This is a genomic window from Methylocystis sp. Uni0008 (assembly GCF_056838045.1).
Map to the genome: position 1 here is coordinate 3,876,091 of NZ_CM166370.1, position 21,263 is coordinate 3,897,353.

The 21,263-nt window shown below is 64.5% G+C and carries 15 protein-coding genes; 10 read left to right on the forward strand and 5 right to left on the reverse strand.

The features are described 5' to 3' along the window. Positions 1 to 140: 140 nt before the first annotated feature. A complete protein-coding gene (hrpB, locus tag AC0X69_RS19230) occupies positions 141 to 2,750 on the forward strand; it encodes an ATP-dependent helicase HrpB (RefSeq protein WP_482609873.1) in 2,610 nt (869 codons plus the stop codon). 27 nt (positions 2,751 to 2,777) lie between these two features. On the opposite strand, the gene AC0X69_RS19235 is transcribed toward hrpB, so the two are convergent. After that, complete coding sequence (locus tag AC0X69_RS19235; RefSeq protein ID WP_482609875.1) at positions 2,778 to 5,492, reverse strand: T6SS phospholipase effector Tle1-like catalytic domain-containing protein; 2,715 nt, start codon at positions 5,490 to 5,492, stop codon at positions 2,778 to 2,780. A gap of 238 nt (positions 5,493 to 5,730) precedes the next feature. Here AC0X69_RS19235 and AC0X69_RS19240 point away from each other — a divergent pair, with 238 nt between their 5' ends. Together AC0X69_RS19240 and cobS are read left to right on the forward strand one after the other, a co-directional pair. Continuing rightward, positions 5,731 to 7,230, forward strand: a complete 1,500-nt coding sequence (locus AC0X69_RS19240) for a phosphomannomutase/phosphoglucomutase (protein WP_482609877.1) — start codon at positions 5,731 to 5,733, stop codon at positions 7,228 to 7,230. 66 nt (positions 7,231 to 7,296) lie between these two features. Continuing rightward, entirely contained in the window at positions 7,297 to 8,064 is a 768-nt protein-coding gene (gene cobS / locus AC0X69_RS19245) for an adenosylcobinamide-GDP ribazoletransferase (RefSeq protein ID WP_482609879.1), read from the forward strand. 3 nt (positions 8,065 to 8,067) lie between these two features. Here cobS and dusA read toward each other — a convergent pair whose 3' ends face one another. Further along, positions 8,068 to 9,108, reverse strand: coding sequence for a tRNA dihydrouridine(20/20a) synthase DusA (gene dusA, locus AC0X69_RS19250; RefSeq protein WP_482609881.1), 1,041 nt, complete (start codon positions 9,106 to 9,108; stop codon positions 8,068 to 8,070). Between the two features lie 363 nt (positions 9,109 to 9,471). Between dusA and AC0X69_RS19255 the strand changes: the two genes are divergently transcribed. The 3 genes from AC0X69_RS19255 (at position 9,472) to AC0X69_RS19265 (ending at position 12,451) form a co-directional block, all read left to right on the forward strand. Further along, positions 9,472 to 9,777 (forward strand): hypothetical protein, encoded by a 306-nt coding sequence (locus AC0X69_RS19255; RefSeq protein ID WP_482609883.1) that lies wholly within the window; start codon positions 9,472 to 9,474, stop codon positions 9,775 to 9,777. A 165-nt stretch (positions 9,778 to 9,942) separates the two neighbouring features. Continuing rightward, a complete protein-coding gene (locus tag AC0X69_RS19260) occupies positions 9,943 to 11,325 on the forward strand; it encodes a glycosyltransferase family 4 protein (RefSeq protein ID WP_482609885.1) in 1,383 nt (460 codons plus the stop codon). A gap of 106 nt (positions 11,326 to 11,431) precedes the next feature. After that, positions 11,432 to 12,451, forward strand: coding sequence for a glycosyltransferase family 2 protein (locus AC0X69_RS19265; RefSeq protein WP_482609887.1), 1,020 nt, complete (start codon positions 11,432 to 11,434; stop codon positions 12,449 to 12,451). A 46-nt stretch (positions 12,452 to 12,497) separates the two neighbouring features. Here AC0X69_RS19265 and AC0X69_RS19270 read toward each other — a convergent pair whose 3' ends face one another. The 3 genes from AC0X69_RS19270 to AC0X69_RS19280 all read right to left on the reverse strand — a co-directional run bounded on the left by AC0X69_RS19270 (position 12,498) and on the right by AC0X69_RS19280 (position 15,786). After that, positions 12,498 to 13,727 carry a class I SAM-dependent methyltransferase gene (locus tag AC0X69_RS19270; protein ID WP_482609889.1) on the reverse strand — a complete coding sequence of 410 codons (1,230 nt, stop codon included), beginning with the start codon at positions 13,725 to 13,727 and terminating at the stop codon, positions 12,498 to 12,500. A gap of 142 nt (positions 13,728 to 13,869) precedes the next feature. Beyond that, complete coding sequence (locus tag AC0X69_RS19275; RefSeq protein ID WP_482609891.1) at positions 13,870 to 15,453, reverse strand: OpgD/OpgG family glucan biosynthesis protein; 1,584 nt, start codon at positions 15,451 to 15,453, stop codon at positions 13,870 to 13,872. Positions 15,454 to 15,552: 99 nt separating this feature from the next. Then, entirely contained in the window at positions 15,553 to 15,786 is a 234-nt protein-coding gene (locus AC0X69_RS19280) for a hypothetical protein (protein ID WP_482609893.1), read from the reverse strand. A gap of 255 nt (positions 15,787 to 16,041) precedes the next feature. On the opposite strand from AC0X69_RS19280, the gene AC0X69_RS19285 reads away from it, so the two are divergent. The 4 genes from AC0X69_RS19285 to AC0X69_RS19300 all read left to right on the forward strand — a co-directional run bounded on the left by AC0X69_RS19285 (position 16,042) and on the right by AC0X69_RS19300 (position 21,249). Further along, on the forward strand, positions 16,042 to 17,505 hold the full coding sequence (locus tag AC0X69_RS19285; protein WP_482609895.1) for an amino acid permease: 1,464 nt from the start codon (positions 16,042 to 16,044) through the stop codon (positions 17,503 to 17,505). A gap of 148 nt (positions 17,506 to 17,653) precedes the next feature. Beyond that, positions 17,654 to 19,096 (forward strand): cryptochrome/photolyase family protein, encoded by a 1,443-nt coding sequence (locus AC0X69_RS19290; protein ID WP_482609897.1) that lies wholly within the window; start codon positions 17,654 to 17,656, stop codon positions 19,094 to 19,096. A 69-nt stretch (positions 19,097 to 19,165) separates the two neighbouring features. After that, the gene (gene cobT / locus AC0X69_RS19295) at positions 19,166 to 20,188 is read left to right on the forward strand and encodes a nicotinate-nucleotide--dimethylbenzimidazole phosphoribosyltransferase (protein ID WP_482609899.1); all 1,023 of its coding nucleotides are present in this window, start codon (positions 19,166 to 19,168) and stop codon (positions 20,186 to 20,188) included. A gap of 104 nt (positions 20,189 to 20,292) precedes the next feature. Then, positions 20,293 to 21,249: a LysM peptidoglycan-binding domain-containing protein gene (locus tag AC0X69_RS19300; RefSeq protein WP_482609901.1), complete on the forward strand. Its 957-nt coding sequence runs from the start codon at positions 20,293 to 20,295 to the stop codon at positions 21,247 to 21,249. The last annotated feature ends 14 nt before the right edge of the window (positions 21,250 to 21,263 follow it).

Consider the following 21,263-nt stretch of genomic DNA (forward strand, 5'->3'; position numbering starts at 1 on the left):
ATTCGCTGCGAACATTTGGCCCCTCCCCACAAGGGAGGGGCTTTTTCATTGCGGCCGCTTGCATCGGCTTGACCCGTTGCGCGTCGTCCGCAATGTGGCTCGCGCCGCAGAATCCGAACTTCTGAGAAGCGCGCAAACCCATGACGGATGACTCTTCGTCGCTGCCGATCGATGACGCGCTGCCGGCGATTCGGGCGGCGCTTGCCGGGTCATGCAATCTCGTCATCGTCGCGCCGCCGGGCGCCGGCAAGACGACGCGCGTTCCCCTGGCGCTGCTCGACGCCGACTGGGGCAAAGACCGCAAGCTCATTCTGCTGGAGCCGCGACGTCTCGCGGCCCGCGCGGCGGCGAACCGCATGGCGGCGACGCTCGGCGAGACCGTCGGCGAAACGATCGGCCTGCGCATGCGCCTCGAGTCGAAAGTTTCCGCACGGACCCGTGTCGAGGTGGTCACTGAAGGCGTCTTCGCGCGGATGGTTCTCGACGATCCGGCGCTGGAAGGCGTCGCGGGCGTGCTGTTCGACGAATATCACGAGCGCTCGCTCGACGCCGATCTCGGCCTCGCGCTGGCGCTCGACGCCCAGGCGGGGCTGCGCGAGGAGCTGCGGCTCATCGCCATGTCCGCGACGCTCGACAGCGCGCGCGTCGCCGCGCTGATGGACGCCGGAACGGTCCGAAGCGAGGGGCGCGCCTTCGCCGTCGAGACCCGCTATCTCGGACGCGACGCCAACGCGCGCATCGAGGACGCGATGACGCGCGCAATCATTCGGGCGCTGCGCGAGGAGCATGGCTCGATCCTCGCCTTTCTGCCGGGGCAGGGCGAGATCGCACGCGTCGCCGCGCGTCTTGCCGAATCCAAGCTGCCGGAGGGCGTCGACGTCGCGCCGCTCTACGGCGCGCTCGAGCGCGGCGAGCAGGACCGGACGATTGCGCCGGCGCGCCCGGGCCGCCGAAAGATCGTGCTTGCGACATCGATCGCGGAAACCTCGCTCACGATCGAAGGCGTGCGCGTCGTCGTCGACAGCGGACTGGCGCGGGCGCCGCGCTTCGAGCCTGACCTTGGACTGTCGCGACTTGAGGCGGTGCGCGCTTCGCGCGCCAGCGTCGATCAGCGCCGTGGCCGCGCCGGCCGCACGGAGCCCGGCGTCTGCTATCGCCTGTGGGATGAGCCGCAGACCGCGGCGCTTCCAGCCTTCGCAACTCCCGAGATCTTCGACGCCGATCTCTCCGGCCTTGCGCTCGATCTCGCGGCCTGGGGCGTGAGCGATCCCTATCAGCTCAAATGGCTCGATCCGCCGCCGGCGCCTGCCTGGAAGGAGGCCGTCGCGCTCGATCGCGAACTCGGCGCGCTCGACGACGGCGGCAGGCTGACGGAAGCGGGCCGCGCGATGCGCGCGCTGCCGCTCGCGCCGCGTCTGGCGCGGATGGTGGTCGAGGCCGCGCGAGAAGGCGAAGCCAGGCGCGCCGCCGAACTCGCGATGCTGCTGTCGGAGCGCGGCCTCGGCGGGTCGGACGCCGACCTCTCGCACCGGCTCGAGCGCCTGCAGGGGGAAAATTCAAAGCGCGCGCGCGACGCGCTGTGCCTCGCCGCGAAATGGGCGAAGTTGGCGGGCGCGGCGACGGGGATCACTGTCGCTTCCTCGACCTCGTCCTTCGAGGCGAAGCCGATGGCTTCGCACCTCAGGATGAGGTCGAGGAATGCTGCGCGAGACAAAGAGTTTCCTCATCCTGAGGAGCCGCGAAGCGGCGTCTCGAAGGACGAGGAAACTCACTTCTCCCGGCTCTCCGACGGCGCGCTGATCGCACTCGCCTATCCGGATCGCATCGCGAAGTCGCGCGGCGCGCGCGGCGAGTTCCTGATGGCGAACGGCCGCGCCGCGACATTGCCGATCGAAGATCCTTTGTCGCGCGCGCCTTTTCTCGCCGTCCCGGAGATAACCGGCCGCGCCGCGCAGGCGCGCATTCTCGCCGCTTGCCCGCTCACCGGCGAGGAGGTCGAGACGATCGCAAGCGCGCGCATCGAGACCCTCGACGAAACCGTCTTTGACGCGGCGAGCGCCAGCCTGCGGCGCCGCGCCTTTCGGCGCCTCGGCGCGATACGGCTTTCCGAGCGTAATCTCGCGGTTGAGGCGTGCGAGGCAAACGCACGGACGCTCACGCGCGGCGTCGCCGCGCTCGGCGTCGCGCGGCTGCCATGGACCAAGTCGCAATTGCAGCGGCGCGACCGCGTGGATTTTCTGCGCCGCGCCGAGGGCGACGAATGGCCGGATCTTTCCGACGCCGCTTTGGCGGCGCGCGCCGAAGACTGGCTCGCGCCCTTCATTCACGGGCGCACGTCCCTTGCCGACATCACGGCCGACGATCTTGAGGCGGCGCTCGCCGGGCTTCTCCCATACGATCTGTCGCGCAGGCTCGATGCGGAAGCGCCGGCCTATTTCGAGACGCCCGCAGGCGCGCGTCATGCGCTGGATTATTCCGCCGAAAACGGGCCGATCCTCGCGGTGCGCGTGCAGGAGCTTTACGGTCTTTCGAGCCACCCGACGCTCGCGCGCGGTCGCGCGCCCTTGACGCTCGAGCTGCTCTCGCCAGCGCATCGGCCTATACAGACGACGCGGGATCTCCCGAGCTTCTGGAAAGGCTCCTGGAACGAGGTGAAGAAGGAGATGAGAGGGCGCTACCCGCGCCATCTCTGGCCGGATGATCCGGCGGCGGCTCAGCCTACGACGCGCGCGAAGCCGCGGGGCTCGTAAGCGCCGCGGCTTAAGAAGCTGATAGCATCATGGCGCGCTTGCGGTCCTGGCTTGCGACGCGTCGCGCGGCAATCGTTCGATCGTCACTTTCGCCGTCCCGGTGTTGTTGTCGTAGAAGAGCTGCCTGCGACCGTCCAGGGAGAAATGCGCCGCGTCGTTGACGAACAGAAACAGCTCTCCGGTGTCGCTTGCAACGAATTCCGACACGAAGGTCTTGCGCGGGAAAGCCGAATTGCAGCTCTTGCCGTCGTAAGGGTAGCTGTCTCGCGCCCACGCCGCCTTGGCGGAGTCCAGCTCGTCAGAAGGCAGGGGATCGCTAATTCCGAGCGACACGCCATCGTCACAGGACTTGGCGGTGGGGTGATCCTTGCAAAAAGATTTGTGTTCGACAGTATCGCTGTAATTCAGTGGAAGCATTGAGCATCGCTTGCCGCGTGGCGAAAGAGCGCCGCCGCCGTCGAGCGGAACGAGCGGCCATTCCGAGTCTCCTTGCGCGCCGATGCGGGCCACAGGATGGAACCAAGCGGCCGAAGGCCAGCGACGCAAGGCCACGCCGGCGGTCTGAACCCAGCCCTTCGCTTCAAAGCCGTATGGATCAGTTAGCACCAGTTGGTCGAGCCACGGATCATCGCGTTCCGGGTCGATGCTGATGGTCAGGCGATAGACGCCGCCGCGTTCGACGGTCCAGCGGCTCGCCCAGCAGGGGTCATTCGTGGCGAAACGTGCGGATGCGCTCGAAACCCATTCTGAAGCCTCTGAACCCACGCAAACGCGCCCGGATCCTGCGAGATAATTGAAGCCGATCCGGTTGGCGGCGAGAAGCGCCGGCGCGAACACAAAGACAATCGCATAAAAGGCAGGCGCCAGGGCCCGTCCAGCGCCAAGCGCATTATTCGCCGCATGCGAGGTCCGTATAGCGCGCGCGAATTGGGATATTCCGCTCGGTTCGACTTTAGCGCCTTGCTTGATCTTGTCGTTTTGAATGTTCCAGGCGAGTCGGGCGTGATAGCGCGTGGCGTCTTCATAGGCGTCGCTCCTATTGCGAAGAAGGAAGTAGGCGAGCACCAGCGCTATGCTGAAGAACGGATGATTGAGCGCAGCTTTCATATGCGCGTAGAGATAGGACGGCGTGAAGGACAAAATCGTGTCGCCCACGCCACGCAGCGCGTTCTCGGCGCCCGAGGCAAAACGCGACAGAGCGTCGCCGAAGGGGCCGAGCACGTTCAGCAGCCATTGGAATGGCAGCGCGACGACAGACACTTGGCTCCATACGGTTCCGACGGCGTCCTCGATCGTCTGATCAATGAGGGGAAGCGCCAGCACGGCAAGGAACAGGGCCACGAAGAAAAAATACGCAATTCGGTTCAGCCAGACGTAGTCGCGGGCGATCTCCATCTCCTCGCGGTTGGGCGCGTCCAGGCTCTTCATTGCGCCTTCGGCGAAGTCGCGTTCCTGGCTGTCGCTGCGTATGCTCGCTGGCTCTAACGTCGACTCCGCTTGCCGGACAAGCGCGTAATCGGGTCCAGTCTGGGCGCGCACGATGGAGCCGTCGGGCATGAAGACGTCGGCGCCCCTAGGTCCCGCTTGGGCCTGCTGAGCGCCCGTCTCTCCGAGCGCCAGCGGCGCGTAGTCGTCGCTTCCATCGACGAGTCGTTCGACGACCGTGTGGTGGACGGTCGGCCGGTAATAGGGATTGCCGTTGGGATCGGCCAGGGTCACTTGCCGCGGATCGTACCGATACAACACCGCTACGCCTGCCCGAGAGTCATGCGTCGGGCCGAACGGCGTGGCCGTCACCTTGAATTCGGCCAATGAAGTCTCGTGGAAAGTGAGCGCCCTGTCGGTCGCAGCCGTCTGAATCTCCCTAATCATCCAGACCAGCGGACAGTGAGCAGTCATGTCGTCGGGGTAACCGCCCCCGACGTCGGAATGCACGCCGGCGAACCATACTTCCTGGATGCGTGTATCGTCGCCGGGCAGCAGAGAAACACGGATCGGATGAAAAGTCAGGCGTTCATCATCGAGCGACAGCGCCTGTCGTACGCGTTGGACGTTTTTCCAGATCGTATGATCGCCGCCGAATTTGATGGGGAAGACGAAGCGGTGGATGACGTCGCGCATCTCTTCGATCGGCACGCCATAGGCTTCCACGGTGTCGAACAGGCCAACGAAGTCGATCGAGAGCTCGGCAGGCTTGCGGTCCGAAGCCGCAGCCTGCACCTCGGCATAGCTCGGCAGACGTCGAAGCTTTTTCCAGGCGCCCAAGATGGCGTCGCGCAGCTTGGGCAATCCGAGTGCAACCCAGACATTTTTTTTGCGTTCATTATCCTGCGCGCAGAAGGCGCGCCAGGCGTCTTCCGAGTTGCGGACCATTTCCTGGTGCGACACGCGCCGTCCAGCGAATTCGGTCGGCAACAAGCCTTGAACGCGGATCAGGTCGATCAGCATGCGAATTGTAAACGCGCCGCGGCTGAAGCCGAACATATAGATCGCCGCGCCGGGCTCCCAGTTCCATGACAGGAAGCGATAGAGCTTGCGTACGTTTGACGGCACGCCAAAGCCTGTCGCGCCGTCGAGCATCGCGAGCGGCTTGAAGCCCTCGGTGCCCACGCCGGGAATGTACTTGACGACCTGGTCCTTATCGGAAAGGCAAAGCGCCTGAGAGAGCCGGCATATGTTCGAGACCTGCACCAGCATTCCGTTTCCGGTGCCGTCCGCCAATACAACGATTTTTTTGGCCATAGCGAACCTCGAAATGAAAAAAGCAAAATAGCCGCGGCAATGAAAAAGCCTAAGAGCGCCCCGGACGCTGCGCAAGCTGAAATTGCGCTCATCCCCAAGCCCGAGTCGCCCAATCTCGAAATTGCCCAAGCCCGAAATTGCCCAAGCCCGAAGTCGCCCAAGCCCGAATTTGGCGCGGGGCGCATTTTCGCTTATGCCATGGCGGTCAAGGCGACGCTCGCCAAGCGAAGGACCATTGATGTTTCCCAAGCCCGTCTCGAACCTGCGCCCCAACACGTTCGAATACGAACAGGCGCCGCTCATCAAGTCGACCGGCTTTCGCGAATATGACGCGCGCTGGCTGTTTGGCGCCGAGCTCAATCTGATGGGCGTGCAGGCGCTCGGCATGGGCCTCGGCGCGCTGCTGCGCGAAATGGGCGTCGCGCCCGAAATCGTCGTCGGCCACGATTACCGCAGCTATTCCTCTTCTATCAAGCTCGCGCTTGTAAGCGGGCTCATGGCCGCCGGCGTGCGCGTGCGCGACATCGGCCTCGCCCTGTCGCCCATGGCCTATTTCGCGCAATTCGATCTCGACGTCGCCGCCGTGGCGATGGTGACGGCCTCGCACAACGACAACGGCTGGACGGGCGTGAAAATGGGCGCGCGCCGGCCGGTCACCTTCGGGCCGGAGGAAATGGGCCGGCTGAAGGAGATCGTCCTCGCGGGCGAATTTCACGAGGCCGAAGGCGGCTCCTATCGCTTTATTGAAAACTTCGGCGCGCGTTATATCGACGACCTCACGCGCCGGCCGCCTTTCACGCGCAAGATGAAGGTGGTCGCCGCCTGCGGCAATGGCACCGCCGGAGCGTTCGCGCCGCAGACGCTGGAGCGCCTCGGCTGCGAAATCATCCCGCTCGACGTCGCGCCGGACTACAACTTCCCGCGCTACAATCCCAATCCCGAAGATCTGAACATGCTGCACGCCATCGCCGACAAGGTGCGCGAGACGGGCGCTTGCGTCGGGCTCGGCTTCGATGGCGACGGCGATCGCTGCGGCGTCGTCGACAATAATGGCGACGAGATCTTCGCCGACAAGATCGGCGTCATGCTCGCGCGCGACCTCTCGAAGGTCCATCCCAACGCGTCATTCGTCGTCGACGTGAAGTCGACCGGCCTTTTCGCGACGGACCCGGAGCTTGTCGCGCGCGGCGTCGCGACGGAATATTGGAAGACCGGACATTCCTACATCAAGCGTCGCGTCAGCGAGAGCAAAGCGCTCGCAGGATTCGAAAAGTCGGGGCACTTCTTCTTCAACGAGCCGATCGGACGCGGCTATGACGACGGGCTGCTCACCGCCGTTCATATCCTCGAAATGCTCGACCGCAATCCGACGAAATCGATGGCTGAACTCTACGCGGAACTGCCGAAGACCTGGGGCTCGCCGACCATGTCGCCGCATTGCGACGACGAGAAGAAATATGGCGTCATCGAAAAGGTGACGGCGCGCATCGAGGCGATGCGCGCGCAGGGCGCGCAGATCATCGGCCAGCCGATACGCGACGTCGTCACCATCAACGGCGTGCGGGTGACAGTCGCCGACGGCACCTGGGGACTCGTGCGCGCGTCTTCCAATAAGCCGGAGCTCGTCGTCGTCGTCGAAAGCCCCGTGTCGCAGTCGCGCATGAAGGAGATGTTCACTGCGATCGACGCCGTGCTGCGGGAAAATCCCGAGGTCGGCGCCTACAATCAGACGATTTAACGCGCCGGCTCTGCGAGAGGAATTCGGCTTCTCGACAAATCTGTTTGAGGAGCCGGAAAGGAACCGATGCTGCGCTCGCTTCTCGCCGACGTGCTGGCCTATCTGCGGTTTTATTCGCGACTTCCGCTTGGGCAAGGCGCGCATGCGCCGCTTGATTTCGCGCGCATGGCGCCGGCGCTGCCAATCGCCGGCGCGCTGATCAGCGCCATAGGCGCCGGCGGCCTGATCGTCGCGCGCATCTGCCATCTGCCTCCGCTCCTTTGCGCGCTCGTTGCGATCCTTGTCATCGTGCTCGCTACAGGCGCGCTGCACGAGGACGGGCTCGCCGATGTCGCAGATGGCTTTGGCGGCGGCGCGACGCGAGAGTCGAAACTCGCGATCATGCGCGACAGTAGGGTTGGCGCCTATGGCGTTCTGGCGCTGTGCTTGTCCGTTTTGCTGCGTGTCGCCGCGCTCGCGTCGATTCTGGAGCGAAGCGGGACGCTCGCGGCGGGCGCGCTCGTCTTTAGCGGCGCCTTATCGCGCGTCGCCGGTGCGGCGCCGATGATCTGGCTGCCGCCGGCGCGCGTCGATGGGTTGGGCGCGGCCGTGGCGGCGCCTCCGCGCGAGATCTGGGCTCGCGCCTGGCTCGTCGCCGCCGGCTTCGGTCTCGCGCCCTGGATCGCGGGCGCGAGCGTCAGTCAGATCGCCGTCGCGATCATCGCCGCCTTCGCCGTGGCGGCTTTCGTCGCGAATCTCGCGAAAAGAGCGATCGGCGGCTACACGGGAGACGTGCTTGGCGCGGCGCAGCAGCTTGCGGAGATCGTCCTTCTGGCGGCGCTTTCGGCCGCTTGAAAGTCAGGCGATCTCGGCACGCTCGAGGTAGGCGGGTTTCGCCGCTTCGGCTTCGGCGAAACGCGCGATGGCCGTGCGCACCTCGTCGACGGCGCCGAGCAGCGTTTCGACTCCCGTCCCTGGTCTGACGGCTTCGAGCGCCAGCCGGCGGCGGAATGCGCGCGCGCCAGGCATTCCAGCGAAGAGGCCGAGGAGATGGCGCGTCATCGCGGAGAGCCGCTCGCCCTTTGCGAGTTCGCGTTCGATGTAGGGAAGGAAGGCGTCGACGGCGTCGAAGAGATCGGCGGCCGGCGCAGGCTCGCCGAACAGTTGCGGGTCGACGTCAAGGAGCAGCGCGGGATCGTGATAGGCCGCGCGTCCGATCATCACGCCGTCGACCAATTCGAGCTGCTCCCGCATTTGCTCCATGCGCGTCAGTCCGCCATTGATGGCGATCGGAACGTCCGGCACCGCATGCTTGAGACGATGCACCAGCGCATAATCCAAGGGCGGAACGTCGCGGTTTTCCTTCGGCGACAGCCCCTTGAGCCAGGCCTTTCGCGCGTGGACGAACAGCGCGTCGGCGCCGTTGGCGATACAAGCCTCGGCGAGTGTGAACAACGCCGGCTCCGGCTCCTGATCATCGACGCCGATACGGCATTTCACCGTGACGGGGATCGCCACCGCGTCCTTCATCGCCTTGACGCAGTCGCCGACGCGCGCGGGCTCGCGCATCAGACAGGCGCCGAACGCGCCGTTCTGAACGCGGTCCGACGGGCAGCCGACATTGAGATTGACTTCGGCGTAGCCGAATTGTTCGACGAGCGCCGCTGACTTCGCGAGCGCGGCGGGGTCCGAGCCGCCGAGTTGCAGGGCGACGGGCTGCTCGAAAGAATTGAACGCCATGAGCCGCTCGCGATCGCCGTGGATCACCGCGCCCGTGGTCAGCATTTCCGTATAAAGGCGCGCGCGCCGCGACAGGAGGCGATGGAAGTATCGGCAGTGCCGATCCGTCCAATCCATCATAGGCGCAACGGAAAATCGAATATCTCGAGCTGTCAGCATCTTCATTTCACGCAAGCTGCGAAGGTCGCGCCGCTCTCATCTGTCGAATACAGCAGTAGGCGCGCATTTTAGACGACCAAAAAGCGGGCGTCGTCAGCTAATCGGCGGCGCGGCAGCGGAAGCTTCGCCCCAGTTGCTAGGCGCTCAAGCGTGTCGCGTCTCCTTGTGTTTGCCGTAATTATGGATTTGAGCTACGTGGCGGAGCGATAAAGCTTCGTTTTGCTTGCTTCTTAAAGCTTAGATTTTGGCTGCCGGAAAGGGCATAGAATGAGTGCGAATAGTGCAAAGCTTTTGACGGACAGCCAAGCTTGCGCAATCTTTGAGGATGCTGCGAATAAGCTTCGAACCTATTTTGAGGCTCAAGTGCTTGCATCTGTTCCAGATTTCGCGCGTCGTGCGCTCGAAAAAGAATTGGACGGGCTTTCCAAACTGTCGAGCGCCGATCCCGTTCCGCCACTGGCCGAAGTTTCGCTCATGCGCGCGGAACAATGCGCTCATGACCTGCTGAGCATGAATTATGAAGGGACCGCCCAGTCGTTCTTGCGGCGCTGCGTCAGCGAAGCGGCGGCGGACATCGCGGCGGCGGTGATCGCCGCATCGGGGCAGGGTGGAAAGATCGTGATCTTCCCGACCCCATCGAGCAGAGTTGCGATCGGCCGAACGCTATAGCGCTTCTGACGCCGCTGACGAGCGCCGACCTCGCTTTCGCGCCGTCGCGACAGGCCCTTGGCCCGCGTCCGGGCTCCCTGTGCATTGTCATGATCGCCAAGCTGCCGTAGCAACGATGCGCTACGCAAGTAAAACGCGGCGGCGCCGTTGCGCCTGGAGAGCGGCATGAAGGAGAAGATCGACGCTTATTTGCTCAAGGAGCTGCATCGCGAGCTGAGCGACATCGAGCAATATGACGTCGATCCGCGCATTCGTTTGCTTTACGCCAAGGCGTTGGAGCTTTACTGGACTCTCTCTCGTCTGATTGGTTTCGGCCGCCTGCACGATGGACGCTGGCGCGCGCCGGATCCCGCGAAAGCGCAGGCGCTGCGCACGCCGCTGGAAGGCGAAATTCCGCCGCCGGCCGAACGTGGTCGTCTGCTCATCGATATGACGGCGACGCATCGATTTCGCGGCCATACCGGCGTCCAGCGCGTGGTGCGCGAAATCGCGCGCGCCTGCGTCGAAAGCGGCGCAGGGCTTCCGGTCTATCTCGAGGCTGGACGGCTTTATGGCCATTTCAGGCACGATAATTTGCCGGACGCAGTCGAACTGCAGCCCGGCGACAAGCTGCTCCTGCTCGATTCCGGGTGGGGCTTCGTCGAGGAATATCCGCCGCTCCTGAACGCGGCGCGTCAGGCAGGCGTAGAAATCATTGGCTGCCTCTATGATCTCATTCCCCTGCGTTACCCGGCGGCCACCGCTCTGAAGAACAGTGCGCCCTTCACGCCCTGGTTCGAAAAAGTGCTGCTCAATTGCGACGCGATCGTCTGCATTTCACAAAGCGTCGCACAGGACCTCGTCGCCTATCTGCGCGAGACGCATCTCGCGAAGCCTGCTCATATGCGGATCGGCTGGTGGCCGCTCGGCGCCGATTTTCGCGCGAGTGCTAAGGAAGCGCCTTCGAAGTTCGCCGAGCAGATCGCTTCGGCGCCGACCCCCTTCTTCATGAGCGTCGGCACGCTGGAGCCGCGCAAGGCCTATCCGGTTGCTTTGGACGCCTTCGAACGACTGTGGTCGGAAGGCTGCGACGCGCGTTACGTCATCGTCGGCCGGCCGGGCTGGAACACGCGCGCGCTGCAGCGGCGCATTCGACAGCATAAGGAATTGGGACGCCGGCTCTTTTGGCTCGACAATGCGAGCGACGCCGATCTTTCGCATCTCTACCCGCGCGCGCATGGCCTGATCTTTCCCTCCTTCGTCGAGGGTTTCGGCATGCCGCTGATCGAGGCGGCGCGCCATGGCGCAAGAGTCATCGCGAGCGATATTCCAGTCTTTCGCGAAGTTGGCGGCGACGCGGCTGTTTACTTCGATGTCCTTGACCCGCAGGCGCTCGCGAACCGCGTGCGCGAAGCGCTCTCTAAAAAGAGAGAGGCCAAGCAGTCTGAGGCGCCGCCGACGGAGAAGACCTGGCGACAATCCGCCGAGCGGCTCGTCGGTATGCTGCAGGGCGATGGCTATCAGATCGACGCCGCGGGAATGACTCGGGCCTTGGAGCCGACTGTGTAAAGGGCGTCGCTCGCCGCGTTGCTTCAACCGGCGCTTGCGCCTATCTTCCGCGCGACTGAAGCTCGGCGAGGGCGTTTCTTTGCTCTCGCGAAGGGACCCCGCGTCAATGACCGCCAGCCTCTCCGTTTGCATTCCGATCTATAATTTCGCGAAGTTCATACCGGAGACTTTGGATTCGATCCTCGTTCAGGACGGCGGCGGCGAGGTGGAGATCATCGTTCTCGACGGCGGCTCGACCGACAACACCGCCGAAATCCTGGCGGAGTACCAGCGCAAGCACCCCAACATCAATTATGTGCGCCAGCCCCAGAAAGGCGGCATCGACCGCGACATGGCGAAGTCGGTGGAGCCGGCGACCGGCGACTATTGCTGGCTTTTTTCCGGCGACGACATCATGCGCCCCGGCGCGCTGCGCCGCGTCCTGAATGAAATTCAGAGCGGCTGCGATCTCTATCTCTGCAAGCACATGGAATACTATTTCTATCACGACAGCTGGACGGAATATCCGACCGTCGCGTGCGAAGACGACGCGGTGTTCGAACTTTCGGATCCGCGCAGCCGCCGCGATTATTTCAGCAAGGCGGTCAACACCGAAGCTTTCTTCAGCTTCATCGGCGGAATCATCGTCAAGCGCTCGACCTGGAATCGCGTCCCTCTCAACGAAGAATTCGTCGGCAGCTGCTGGGGGCATGTGGCGCGCCTGTTCGAACTGATGGCGGGCGGCCTGAGCATCAAAGTTCTGTCGGGCGCGCTGCTCGATCGGCGCCCCGACAATGATTCATTTGCGAGCGGGGGCATGGTCAATCGCTATCGCATCGCGATCGACGGCTTTTACAATATCGTCAACCGCTTCTTCGGCCACGACAGCGTCGAAGCCTTTCACGTGCGGCGCGTCATCAGACACGAGTTCCATCCGCTCGCGATGCAGCTTGGCAAATTCATGTGCTTCGTTAATCCGGCCGGCGAAGACCGCGCGCTGATGGATAGTCTGATGAAGAAGGTCTATTGCGACTTTTCGTTCAGCAATATGCGCGCGAAACTCGCCTATGCTATGACGACGGCGCAGCGTTTCAGGCGACAACAGCCGGAACTCAGCGCGCATCACGAAGTGAGATTGAAGAAATAGGTCGGCCGGCGAAACATTCGCCGGCGACGCACGTCGAGCACGATCGTCAGACGATTTCGATCTCGGGAAAGGGGAAGATCATCTTGCCGCCGCCGGCGAGATATTCCTGCTCGCGCGCCAGGATCCCGTCCTTGAAGTGCCACGGCAGCACGAGGAAGTAGTCGGGCTTCATGGCGCGTGCATCCGCCTCGGAGACGATCGGGATGTGGGTGCCGGGCGTGAAGCAGCCGAATTTGTCGGGGTTGACCTCCGCGATCGCCTCCACGAGATCGGGTCCGATGTCGCAGAACTGCAGCACCACATTGCCTTTGGTCGAGGCGCCGTAGCCCAGGATGCGCTTGTTGTCGTCCTTGAGAGCGCGCAAAAGACGCCGCAAATCCTCGCGATGGCGGAACACGCGCTCTTCGAAATCGCGGTAGGGGCGCGGCGTGTTCAGCCCCATGCGCTCTTCCTGCGCCAGCAGCCAGTCGATGACGGCGAGATTGCGCTTGCGATGCGCGCTCTTGTGGCCTGCGGTGACAGCGAAACTGCCGCCGTTGACCGCATTCATCTGCACGTCGAGAATTTCGAGATCGGCGGCGTCGAGAATCTTTTCGATCACCGCCAGCGAGTAATATTCGATGTGCTCGTGGCAGATCGTGTCGTAGGAGGTGAGCCGCAGCATCGACGGCATGTAGCTCTGCTCGAAATGCCACACCCCGTCGGGCGCGAGCGCCTTGGCGACTTCGCGCGCGAACCACACAGGATCGTCAAGATCGTAGAACATCGCGATCGAGGTGACGATCTTGGCCCGCTTCGGCGACAGCTTCTCGAACGCCTGCGAAGAGAAGAACTCCGGCGCGAGCTTGATGTCGTCCGGATAGTACTGGCGGAACTTGGCGCCCGTCGGATCGATGCCGATGCGCGTCAAGCCGGACGTCGTATAGGCCTTGAGAGAGGTTGCGTCGTTTGAGCCGATGTCGAGCACCGCGTCGCCAGGCTTGAGATCCGCGAAACGCTCGAGATGGGCGATTTTCTGGGTCAGATGACGCACCATCGACTGATTGAGGCCCGAGCGATAACCGTAGTTTTCGCCATACATCTCGTCCGCTTCATAGCTATGCGCGAGCTGCAGCAGGCCTGAATCGGGACACCAGACGAGCTCCAGCGGACCGACCGTGACAGGCGTTTCGCGAGAGTTCGGAAAAACGCCCGTCAGCGCCTGGTCGCCGAGCGACAGAACCGAGACGAGATTGGTGGAGCCGCTAACGCGACACTTCGTGATTCTCTTCGTCATTGTCTAATTTCCCGGCGCATTCGCGAATGAACGTCGGCCCAGAGGCTTTGCGAGCGACGCCGGAAAGCCCTTCCATGGATGGTCTGCATGCAACTACCGAAGTCTTGGCCCTAATCCGTCGAAAGTGTCAATCGCCCGCGGATCAGAACGGGTGATACTGGTAGAGCCAATTCTCCGAAAGCGTTTCATCGCCGTTCTTGAGAAACAGGCGCATCTCGACGGGTTCGGCGCCTTCGACGGTCAGGTCGAACTGCGCCCGCCAATGCCCCGCGACGTTGTCGAAAACCGGTTCGGTGAAGACATAGGAGAACGTTCCGCGCGAGGCCCAGAGCACGGGTTCGGGCTTCACGCCGAAGGGCAGCTTGGCGAGAGGCTCGCCGAGGAACTCCACCATGAACTTTCGCACGCCCTTGGGCCGCGGCTTGCCGGGCTGGCCGCCGTTCCCCAGCCTCGTCGCGACGCAGCGCGCGAGCTTGGTGGGGTAGGGCTCATCGGCGAGCCAGTGCAGCCGGTAGGAATATTCGAAGGAAGCGCCGGGAACGGCGGGCTTCTCGGGCGCCCAGATGACGACGATGTTGTCATGGATCTCATCGTCGGTCGGGATTTCGATGAGTTGAACCGCGCCCTTGCCCCAGTCGCCCTTGGGCTCGATCCAAACGCTCGGGCGGCGGTCGTAGAAGACGTTGTCGAGATAGTGGTCGTAATTGCGGTCGCGCTGCATCAGGCCGAAGCCCTTCGGATTGCTGTCGCCGAATGCCGACGCCATGACCCGGTTCGGATTGTTCAACGGACGCCACAGGCGTTCGCCGGACCCCGTCCACATGCTCAGCCCGTCGGAATCATGCACTTCCGGCCGCCAGTCGATCGCCGTCGGCTTCGCGGTCTCCGAGAACCAGAACATCGAGGTGAGCGGCGCGATGCCGAAGCGCGTGAAGGAGCCCCGCAAATGCAGCGCGCAGTCGATGTCCATGATGACGCCCTTGCCGCGCGTCATCAGGAAGCGATAGGCGCCGACGATCGATGGCCCCTCGAGCAGCGCATGCAGAATGACGCCGTCGTCCGTCTCGGGGCCGATGTAAATTTCAGTGAAATCTGGGAATTCTTCGTTCGATCCGGCCTGCCAGGTGTCGAGCGCGACGCCGCGCGCCGACATCCCATATTGGCGCAATTCGCCGATCGCGCGGAAATATGACGCGCCGAGAAACGCGATCCAGTCGTTCTTCTTCCAGTCGAGCGCGCCGTCCTTCCCCTCCTGAATGCGAAAACCCGCGAATCCGGCGCCGGGCGGCAGCTGCCGCGCGATCGAATCCGCCGGCATGTTGAAGTAGCTCGTATCGTAAAGAACTTCGCGCGCTTCGCCGTTCTCGACGACATTCATGCGCACGGCCTTCTTGAAGAACATGCCGAGATGGAAGAACTCGACCGGGAACCGCTCCTTGGTGTCGGCGAAAAGCGCGTGATCTGTGTTGTAGGTGATCTGTCCCCACTTCTCGTAATCGATCTGCGAGGTGATCTCGGGAGCGGGAATATTGGGCTTGCGGTAGGGCTCCTTGACGAGCCGCTGCGCCGTCTGCTTGAGGACCTCGAAGGAGAAGGGCCGAGGTTCGCCGAGCCGAAGATTGGTGACGCGCGTCGCCGCCTCGCTGCGCGGCGCGCCGACGGCGCCCAACGCGCTGGTCGCGGCCGCCGCCTTCAGAAACGAGCGACGATCCTGCTTCTCGGCCATCTCGGCGTCCTTATTGCGAAGTTTGGGAGAGGCGCGCCTAGGTCCGCGTCCGCCGCGAGCCTGTCGTGGGGCGCGAGACATTCCGGCGCGAGACCTTAATCAGCCGCGAATCGGCTCATTGCGGATCGCCGTCCGCATGAAGAAGAAGAGTCCGACGAGACCGGCGAGGGAGAAAATGACTTCGAGCGCGCGGCTGACGAGGGGATCGAGCTGGAACAAACCGCCCAGCGCCCAGCCCGCCGCCCAGGAGGCGCCGACAAGCTCGGTGCCGACGAGGATCGCCACAGCGACGAGCGTCGATAAATGCAGATAGTTGATGGGCTTCTGGCTCATGACGCCATTCTCGAGCTCAACCCTGTAAAGGCGGCCGACGCCGCATTCGCGTCGTGCTATAGCAAAGGCTGCCGCATGGCAACCCGACCGGAGCGTTTGGGGCCGCACGCCCGTCGTCCGGATCGGGAGGGCTCCACGGGCGCCTTCGGCCTGGTCCCGTCATTTCCGCTTGTATGTTTCGGCGCCGCAATGATAATCGGCGCGACCAAAAGGCGCGGCGCATCTGCGACATCGCGCACTGCGAAAGGGCGACGCTTGTCCCAACCCGCCAGCAAAATCTATCTCACCCGCAAATCCGTCCATCAGATCATCGCCGAACATGACGCCGCCGAGGGCGACGGCCTCAAGCGCGCGCTCGGCTGGGCGTCGTTGATGTCGCTCGGGGTGGGCGGCATCATCGGCGCGGGCATTTTTGTTCTGACCGGCACGGCGGCGGCGAATTACGCCGGGCCCGGGGTGATGATCTCCTTCATGCTGTCGGGAGTCGCCTGCGCCTTCGTCGCCCTCTGCTACGCGGAGCTGGCGGCGCTCATCCCCGTCGCGGGAAGCACCTACACTTACACTTATGTGACGCTCGGCGAGATTTTCGCCTGGATCATCGGCTGGAATCTCGTGCTCGAATACGCCGCCGGCGCGGCCACCGTCGCCGTCGGCTGGGCCGGCTATTTCAATCGCGTGATGCAGGGGCTCGGCATACACGTGCCGCCGGAGCTGACCACCGCCTACTTCGCCGATCCCACAGCGCACGGCGCGCCGCCCGGCGCGGTGCATGGGTTGTTCAACGTTCCTGCCGCCGCCATCATCCTGCTGCTGACCGCCCTGCTTGTGCGCGGGACGACAGAGTCGACGCTTTTCAACAATGTCATCGTCGCCATCAAAGTCACGGTCGTGCTGATGGTGATCGTGTTCGGCGCCGCCCATATCGACCACGCCAATTGGACGCCGCTTGTTCCAGACAACACCGGCGAGTTCGGCATTTTCGGCTGGAGCGGCGTCGTGCGCGGCGCGTCCGTCGTGTTCTTCGCCTATATCGGATTCGACTCAGTCTCGACGGCGGCGCAGGAGGCGCATAATCCGCAGCGGGACGTGCCGATCGGGATCATCGGCTCGCTCGTCATCTGCACGATTCTCTACATCGCCGTCGCGGCGGTCGCGACGGGCGTCGTCAACTACAAGGAGCTCGGCGTCCCGGACCCGATGGCGCTGGTCATGGATCGCACCGGGGTCTCATGGCTCGCCTGGGCGGTGAAGCTCGGCGCGCTCGCCGGACTGACGACGGCGATACTCGTGCTGCTCTACGGCCAGACTCGTATCTTCTTCGCGATGGCGCATGACGGTCTGCTGCCGCCGATCTTCGCGCGGCTTCATCCGGCGTGGCGCACGCCCGCCGTGAGCCAGATCCTCGTCGGCGTCGTCGTGGCGCTCGCGGCGGGGCTTCTGCCGCTCGATATCCTCGGCGAAATGGTCAGCATCGGGACGCTGGCGGCATTCGCCCTCGTCTGCCTGGCGGTGATGCGCCTGCGTTCAATGCACCCCGAAATGAGGCGTCCCTTCCGTGCGCCGGGCATTCCGTGGCTGCCGATCGCCGGAATCTTGTCCTGTTTCGCGCTGATGGCCGCGCTTCCGCTCGACACCTGGTTGCGGTTGCTGATCTGGACGGCGATCGGGGTCGGGATCTACCTCTTTTATGGGCTCAAGCACGCCAAACGCCTGACCTAGCCGCCTGCGGGACCGTATCGAACGCCTCAAAACGCCGACCGGGGAACCCTGGGCTCCCGGCGTGGTTACGACTTAAGTCAAGGATCGTTCGTCGAGGCGGAACGTTCGACCGTGACCTGTCGGAAAAGTCGAACGAGGTTCTGCGAAGATGAATGCGCCGGCGATCGTCTGGTTTCGCAATGATTTGCGCATCGCGGACAATCCGGCGCTCACGGCGGCGGCGCGAACAGGCGCGCCGCTCGTCGCCCTTTACATCCTCGACGACGAAAGTCCCGGCGAATGGCGCATCGGCGGCGCGGCGCGCTGGTGGCTGCACCATTCTCTCGCGGCGCTGTCGCAGAGCCTCGCCCTGCGAGGCGTGCCGCTGACGCTGCGGCGAGGCCGCGCCCAGTATGTGTTCGAGCAGATCATCGCCGAGACCGGCGCGGACGCCGTCTTCTGGAACAGGCTCTACGAGCCCTGGGCGATCCGGCGCGATGCGGAAATAGAGGCGCAACTGCGCGAGGACGGCGTCGAAACGCATTGCTTCCATGAGTCGCTGCTCTTCGAGCCGGAAACGCTGCGCACCAAGCAGGGCGAGAGCTTCCGCGTTTTCACGCCTTTCTGGCGGGCTTGCCTCGCCGCGCCGCCTCCGGAGCGGCCCTTGCCGGCGCCGCAAAACCTGCATCCCGCGCCGCTCCTGCCCGACAGCGACGATCTCGAGGCCTGGAAGCTGTTGCCGCAGAATCCCGACTGGGCCGGCGGCATGCGCGAGGCCTGGCTCGTCGGAGAAACGGCCGCGCGCGCGGAGCTTGCGGATTTCGCGCGCCATCATGTCGCTGACTACAAGTCGGAACGCGACTTCATGGGGCGGGTCGGCGTGTCGCGGCTGTCCCCACACCTGCATTTCGGCGAAGTGTCGCCGCGCGACGTCTGGCATGCGATCAACGAGCCCGGCAGCATCGGCGGCGAAGCCTATCTTCGCGAGCTCGGATGGCGGGAATTCTGCCACCACCTGCTGATCGCCCATTGGGACCTGCCGGAACGCCCGCTGGACAGAGCTTTCGAGCGCTTTCCTTATCGCGACGATGAAGCGTCGCTCGACGCCTGGCGCAAGGGACAGACCGGCTATCCGCTCGTCGACGCCGCGATGCGGGAACTGTGGATCACCGGCTGGATGCATAATCGGGCGCGGCTGGTGTCGGCGAGCTTCCTGATCAAACATCTGCTGATCGACTGGCGGGAAGGCGAGCGCTGGTTTTGGGCCACGCTGGTCGACGCCGATCTCGCCAACAACAGCGCCAACTGGCAGTGGGTCGCGGGCTGCGGGGCGGACGCCGCGCCTTACTTCCGCATCTTCAATCCTGCGCTTCAGGGCGAGAAATTCGATCCCGACGGCGCCTATGTGCGGCGCTATGTGCCGGAGCTCGCCGCGCTCGACGCCCGCTACATTCATCGTCCCTGGACGGCGCCGAAGGAGGTTTTGCGCGCGGCCGGCGTTCGGCTGGGCGATACCTATCCGCATCCGATCGTCGACCATGGCGAGGCGCGCGAGCGCGCGCTGGCGGCTTTCGAATCGATGCGGGCGCAGGCGACTTTACGACCGGCGTAGCCCCCGTCGCCCGCGCTCTCCGGCGGCGGGCGCTCGCCAACGCCGCCGCGACCCGGTAAAGCCGGCGGCATGTCCCAAGCCGTTCAGCCCTTCGAAGAAATCCGCATTCTGTTGGCCGCTCTGCCCGGCCCCGATCCGCAGGCCGCCGCGGCGGCGCGGGCGCGCGACCGCCTGCTCACCAAACCGCCCGGGGCTCTGGGACGATTGGAGGAAATCGTCGAATGGCTCGCCGCCTGGCAGGGCCGCGCCGAGCCGTCGGTCGAACGCCCGCTGACGGCGGTTTTCGCCGCCAATCACGGCGTTGTCGCGCAAGGCGTTTCGGCGTTTCCGGCGAGCGTCACGCAGCAGATGGTGGCGAATTTTCTGAACGGCGGCGCGGCGATCAATCAGATCTGCAAGTCGAACGGCGTCGGCCTGAAGGTCTTTGAACTCGCGCTTGAACGCCCGACCGCGGACTTCACTCAGGCGCCCGCCATGGACGAGCGCGAGGCGGCGGCGACTTTCGCCTACGGAATGGAGGCGATTCAGGGCGACGTCGACCTCCTCGCCCTGGGCGAGATGGGCATTGGCAATACGACGAGCGCGGCCGCGATCTATGCGGCGCTCTATGGCGGGCCGGCCGCGCGCTGGACAGGGCGCGGCACGGGCCTCGACGACGAGGGGCTAGCGCGCAAGAACGCCGCGATCGACAAGGCGCTCGCGCTGCACGGTCCGTATCTCAGCGACCCGTTAGAGATCCTGCGCCGGCTCGGCGGGCGGGAGATCGCGGCGATGATGGGCGCGATCTGCGCCGCGCGCCTCAACCGGATTCCCGTGGTGCTCGACGGCTACGTAGGCTGCGCCGCCGCCGCGCTGCTCCACGCGACGGCCGCCGATTCGATCGCGCATTGCATGGCCGGCCACGTCTCCGCGGAGGGCGCGCATCGCGAGGTTCTGACCCGGCTTGGCGTGCGCCCGCTGCTCGACCTCGACATGCGGCTTGGCGAAGGCTCGGGCGCGGCGCTCGCCATCGGCCTCATCAATGCGGCGCTTGCATGTCACCGCGGCATGGCCACCTTCGAGAGCGCCGGCGTTTCGGGAAAATCGGAATAATCCCGCATGCGCGCGAGGGCTCTCTCAAGAAACTGTCACATCAGCATGCGCATTGAAGTTGAAACCGGTGGCGCGCCGCTCAGCGGCTCGAGGAGCGCGGGGTCATGAACTCGAATCTTACATCCGCCTATGCGGCCGTGATCCTGATGGCGGCGCTTGCGGCGGCGCTGCCTTTTCACTTGAGTCGCATCCTGGGGCCGCAGCGGCTGGTTCATGCCGCCTATGCGGCGGCCGCGCTCGGATTGACCTATCTGCTGGGCGCAACCGCCTTCGGCTGGGCGTTCAGCGGTCAGGGCGCGCTACTCTGGGTCTATCTTGCGCTCTTCGCCGCCGCCGGCGCTATAGCGGCGCGCCGGCGCCTGACGCTTGGCGCAATCGGTGTGCCCTGGCTTTCGGCGCTGATTCAGCTTGGAGTCGTCGCTTACATGTTTGCGCCGGAGTCGTTCCGGAAGCCGCCTGTCACGGCGGCGCTGTTTCTGTATTTCGTTTTCGAGGCGCTCGTCTGGCTGCGCGGCCGCGAGGCGCAGGACGCCGCCCCTCCTGCCGAGGCTGACAGCCGCGAGCGGCCGCCGCTTTTTCCGCCGCCGCGGCGTCGCGGCCTCGCGGAAGTTTCACTGGCGACCGCGGCTGTCGCTATCGTCTTTCTGCTCGTCGCCGGGCCGCAACGCGCGCACGTCGCTGCGGATTCAGAGTCGGCGCAACAGGAAGAGCAGCAAGTCGAACAGACGGCGGGCAATGAAACGCCGAGCGCCGAGGAGTCTGCCGTCGAGGCGAACATGCCAGCTCCCGAAGAAGCGGCGAAGACAGGGGGCGCGGTAAGCGAACCGCAGGACGCCGCGCCGCAAGTCGCTGCGCGTGCGCCGGCCGAGGCGGCGCCGACGGCCGCACGGGATCCTGGAGTTTATGCGGCCCGCGCCGGCGACACGCTCAAATCGATCGCCAGGCGCCTCTATGGCGCGACCGGCAAGTGGCGCGTGCTCGCCGACCTCAATCCGGAGTTGAAGTCGAAGAAGCTCCGCGAAGGCCAGCTCGTGAAGCTGCCGTCGCCGTCAGCGCGCTGAGGTTCAGCCCAGCG

Excerpts from the sequence above, each read along its gene's own strand:
- hrpB (WP_482609873.1), top strand. The coding sequence starts at position 141 with ATGACGGATGACTCTTCGTCGCTGCCGATCGATGACGCGCTGCCGGCG.
- AC0X69_RS19235 (WP_482609875.1), bottom strand. The coding sequence starts at position 5,492 with ATGGCCAAAAAAATCGTTGTATTGGCGGACGGCACCGGAAACGGAATG.
- AC0X69_RS19240 (WP_482609877.1), top strand. The coding sequence starts at position 5,731 with ATGTTTCCCAAGCCCGTCTCGAACCTGCGCCCCAACACGTTCGAATAC.
- cobS (WP_482609879.1), top strand. The coding sequence starts at position 7,297 with ATGCTGCGCTCGCTTCTCGCCGACGTGCTGGCCTATCTGCGGTTTTAT.
- dusA (WP_482609881.1), bottom strand. The coding sequence starts at position 9,108 with ATGCTGACAGCTCGAGATATTCGATTTTCCGTTGCGCCTATGATGGAT.
- AC0X69_RS19260 (WP_482609885.1), top strand. The coding sequence starts at position 9,943 with ATGAAGGAGAAGATCGACGCTTATTTGCTCAAGGAGCTGCATCGCGAG.
- AC0X69_RS19265 (WP_482609887.1), top strand. The coding sequence starts at position 11,432 with ATGACCGCCAGCCTCTCCGTTTGCATTCCGATCTATAATTTCGCGAAG.
- AC0X69_RS19270 (WP_482609889.1), bottom strand. The coding sequence starts at position 13,727 with ATGACGAAGAGAATCACGAAGTGTCGCGTTAGCGGCTCCACCAATCTC.
- AC0X69_RS19275 (WP_482609891.1), bottom strand. The coding sequence starts at position 15,453 with ATGGCCGAGAAGCAGGATCGTCGCTCGTTTCTGAAGGCGGCGGCCGCG.
- AC0X69_RS19280 (WP_482609893.1), bottom strand. The coding sequence starts at position 15,786 with ATGAGCCAGAAGCCCATCAACTATCTGCATTTATCGACGCTCGTCGCT.
- AC0X69_RS19290 (WP_482609897.1), top strand. The coding sequence starts at position 17,654 with ATGAATGCGCCGGCGATCGTCTGGTTTCGCAATGATTTGCGCATCGCG.
- cobT (WP_482609899.1), top strand. The coding sequence starts at position 19,166 with ATGTCCCAAGCCGTTCAGCCCTTCGAAGAAATCCGCATTCTGTTGGCC.
- AC0X69_RS19300 (WP_482609901.1), top strand. The coding sequence starts at position 20,293 with ATGAACTCGAATCTTACATCCGCCTATGCGGCCGTGATCCTGATGGCG.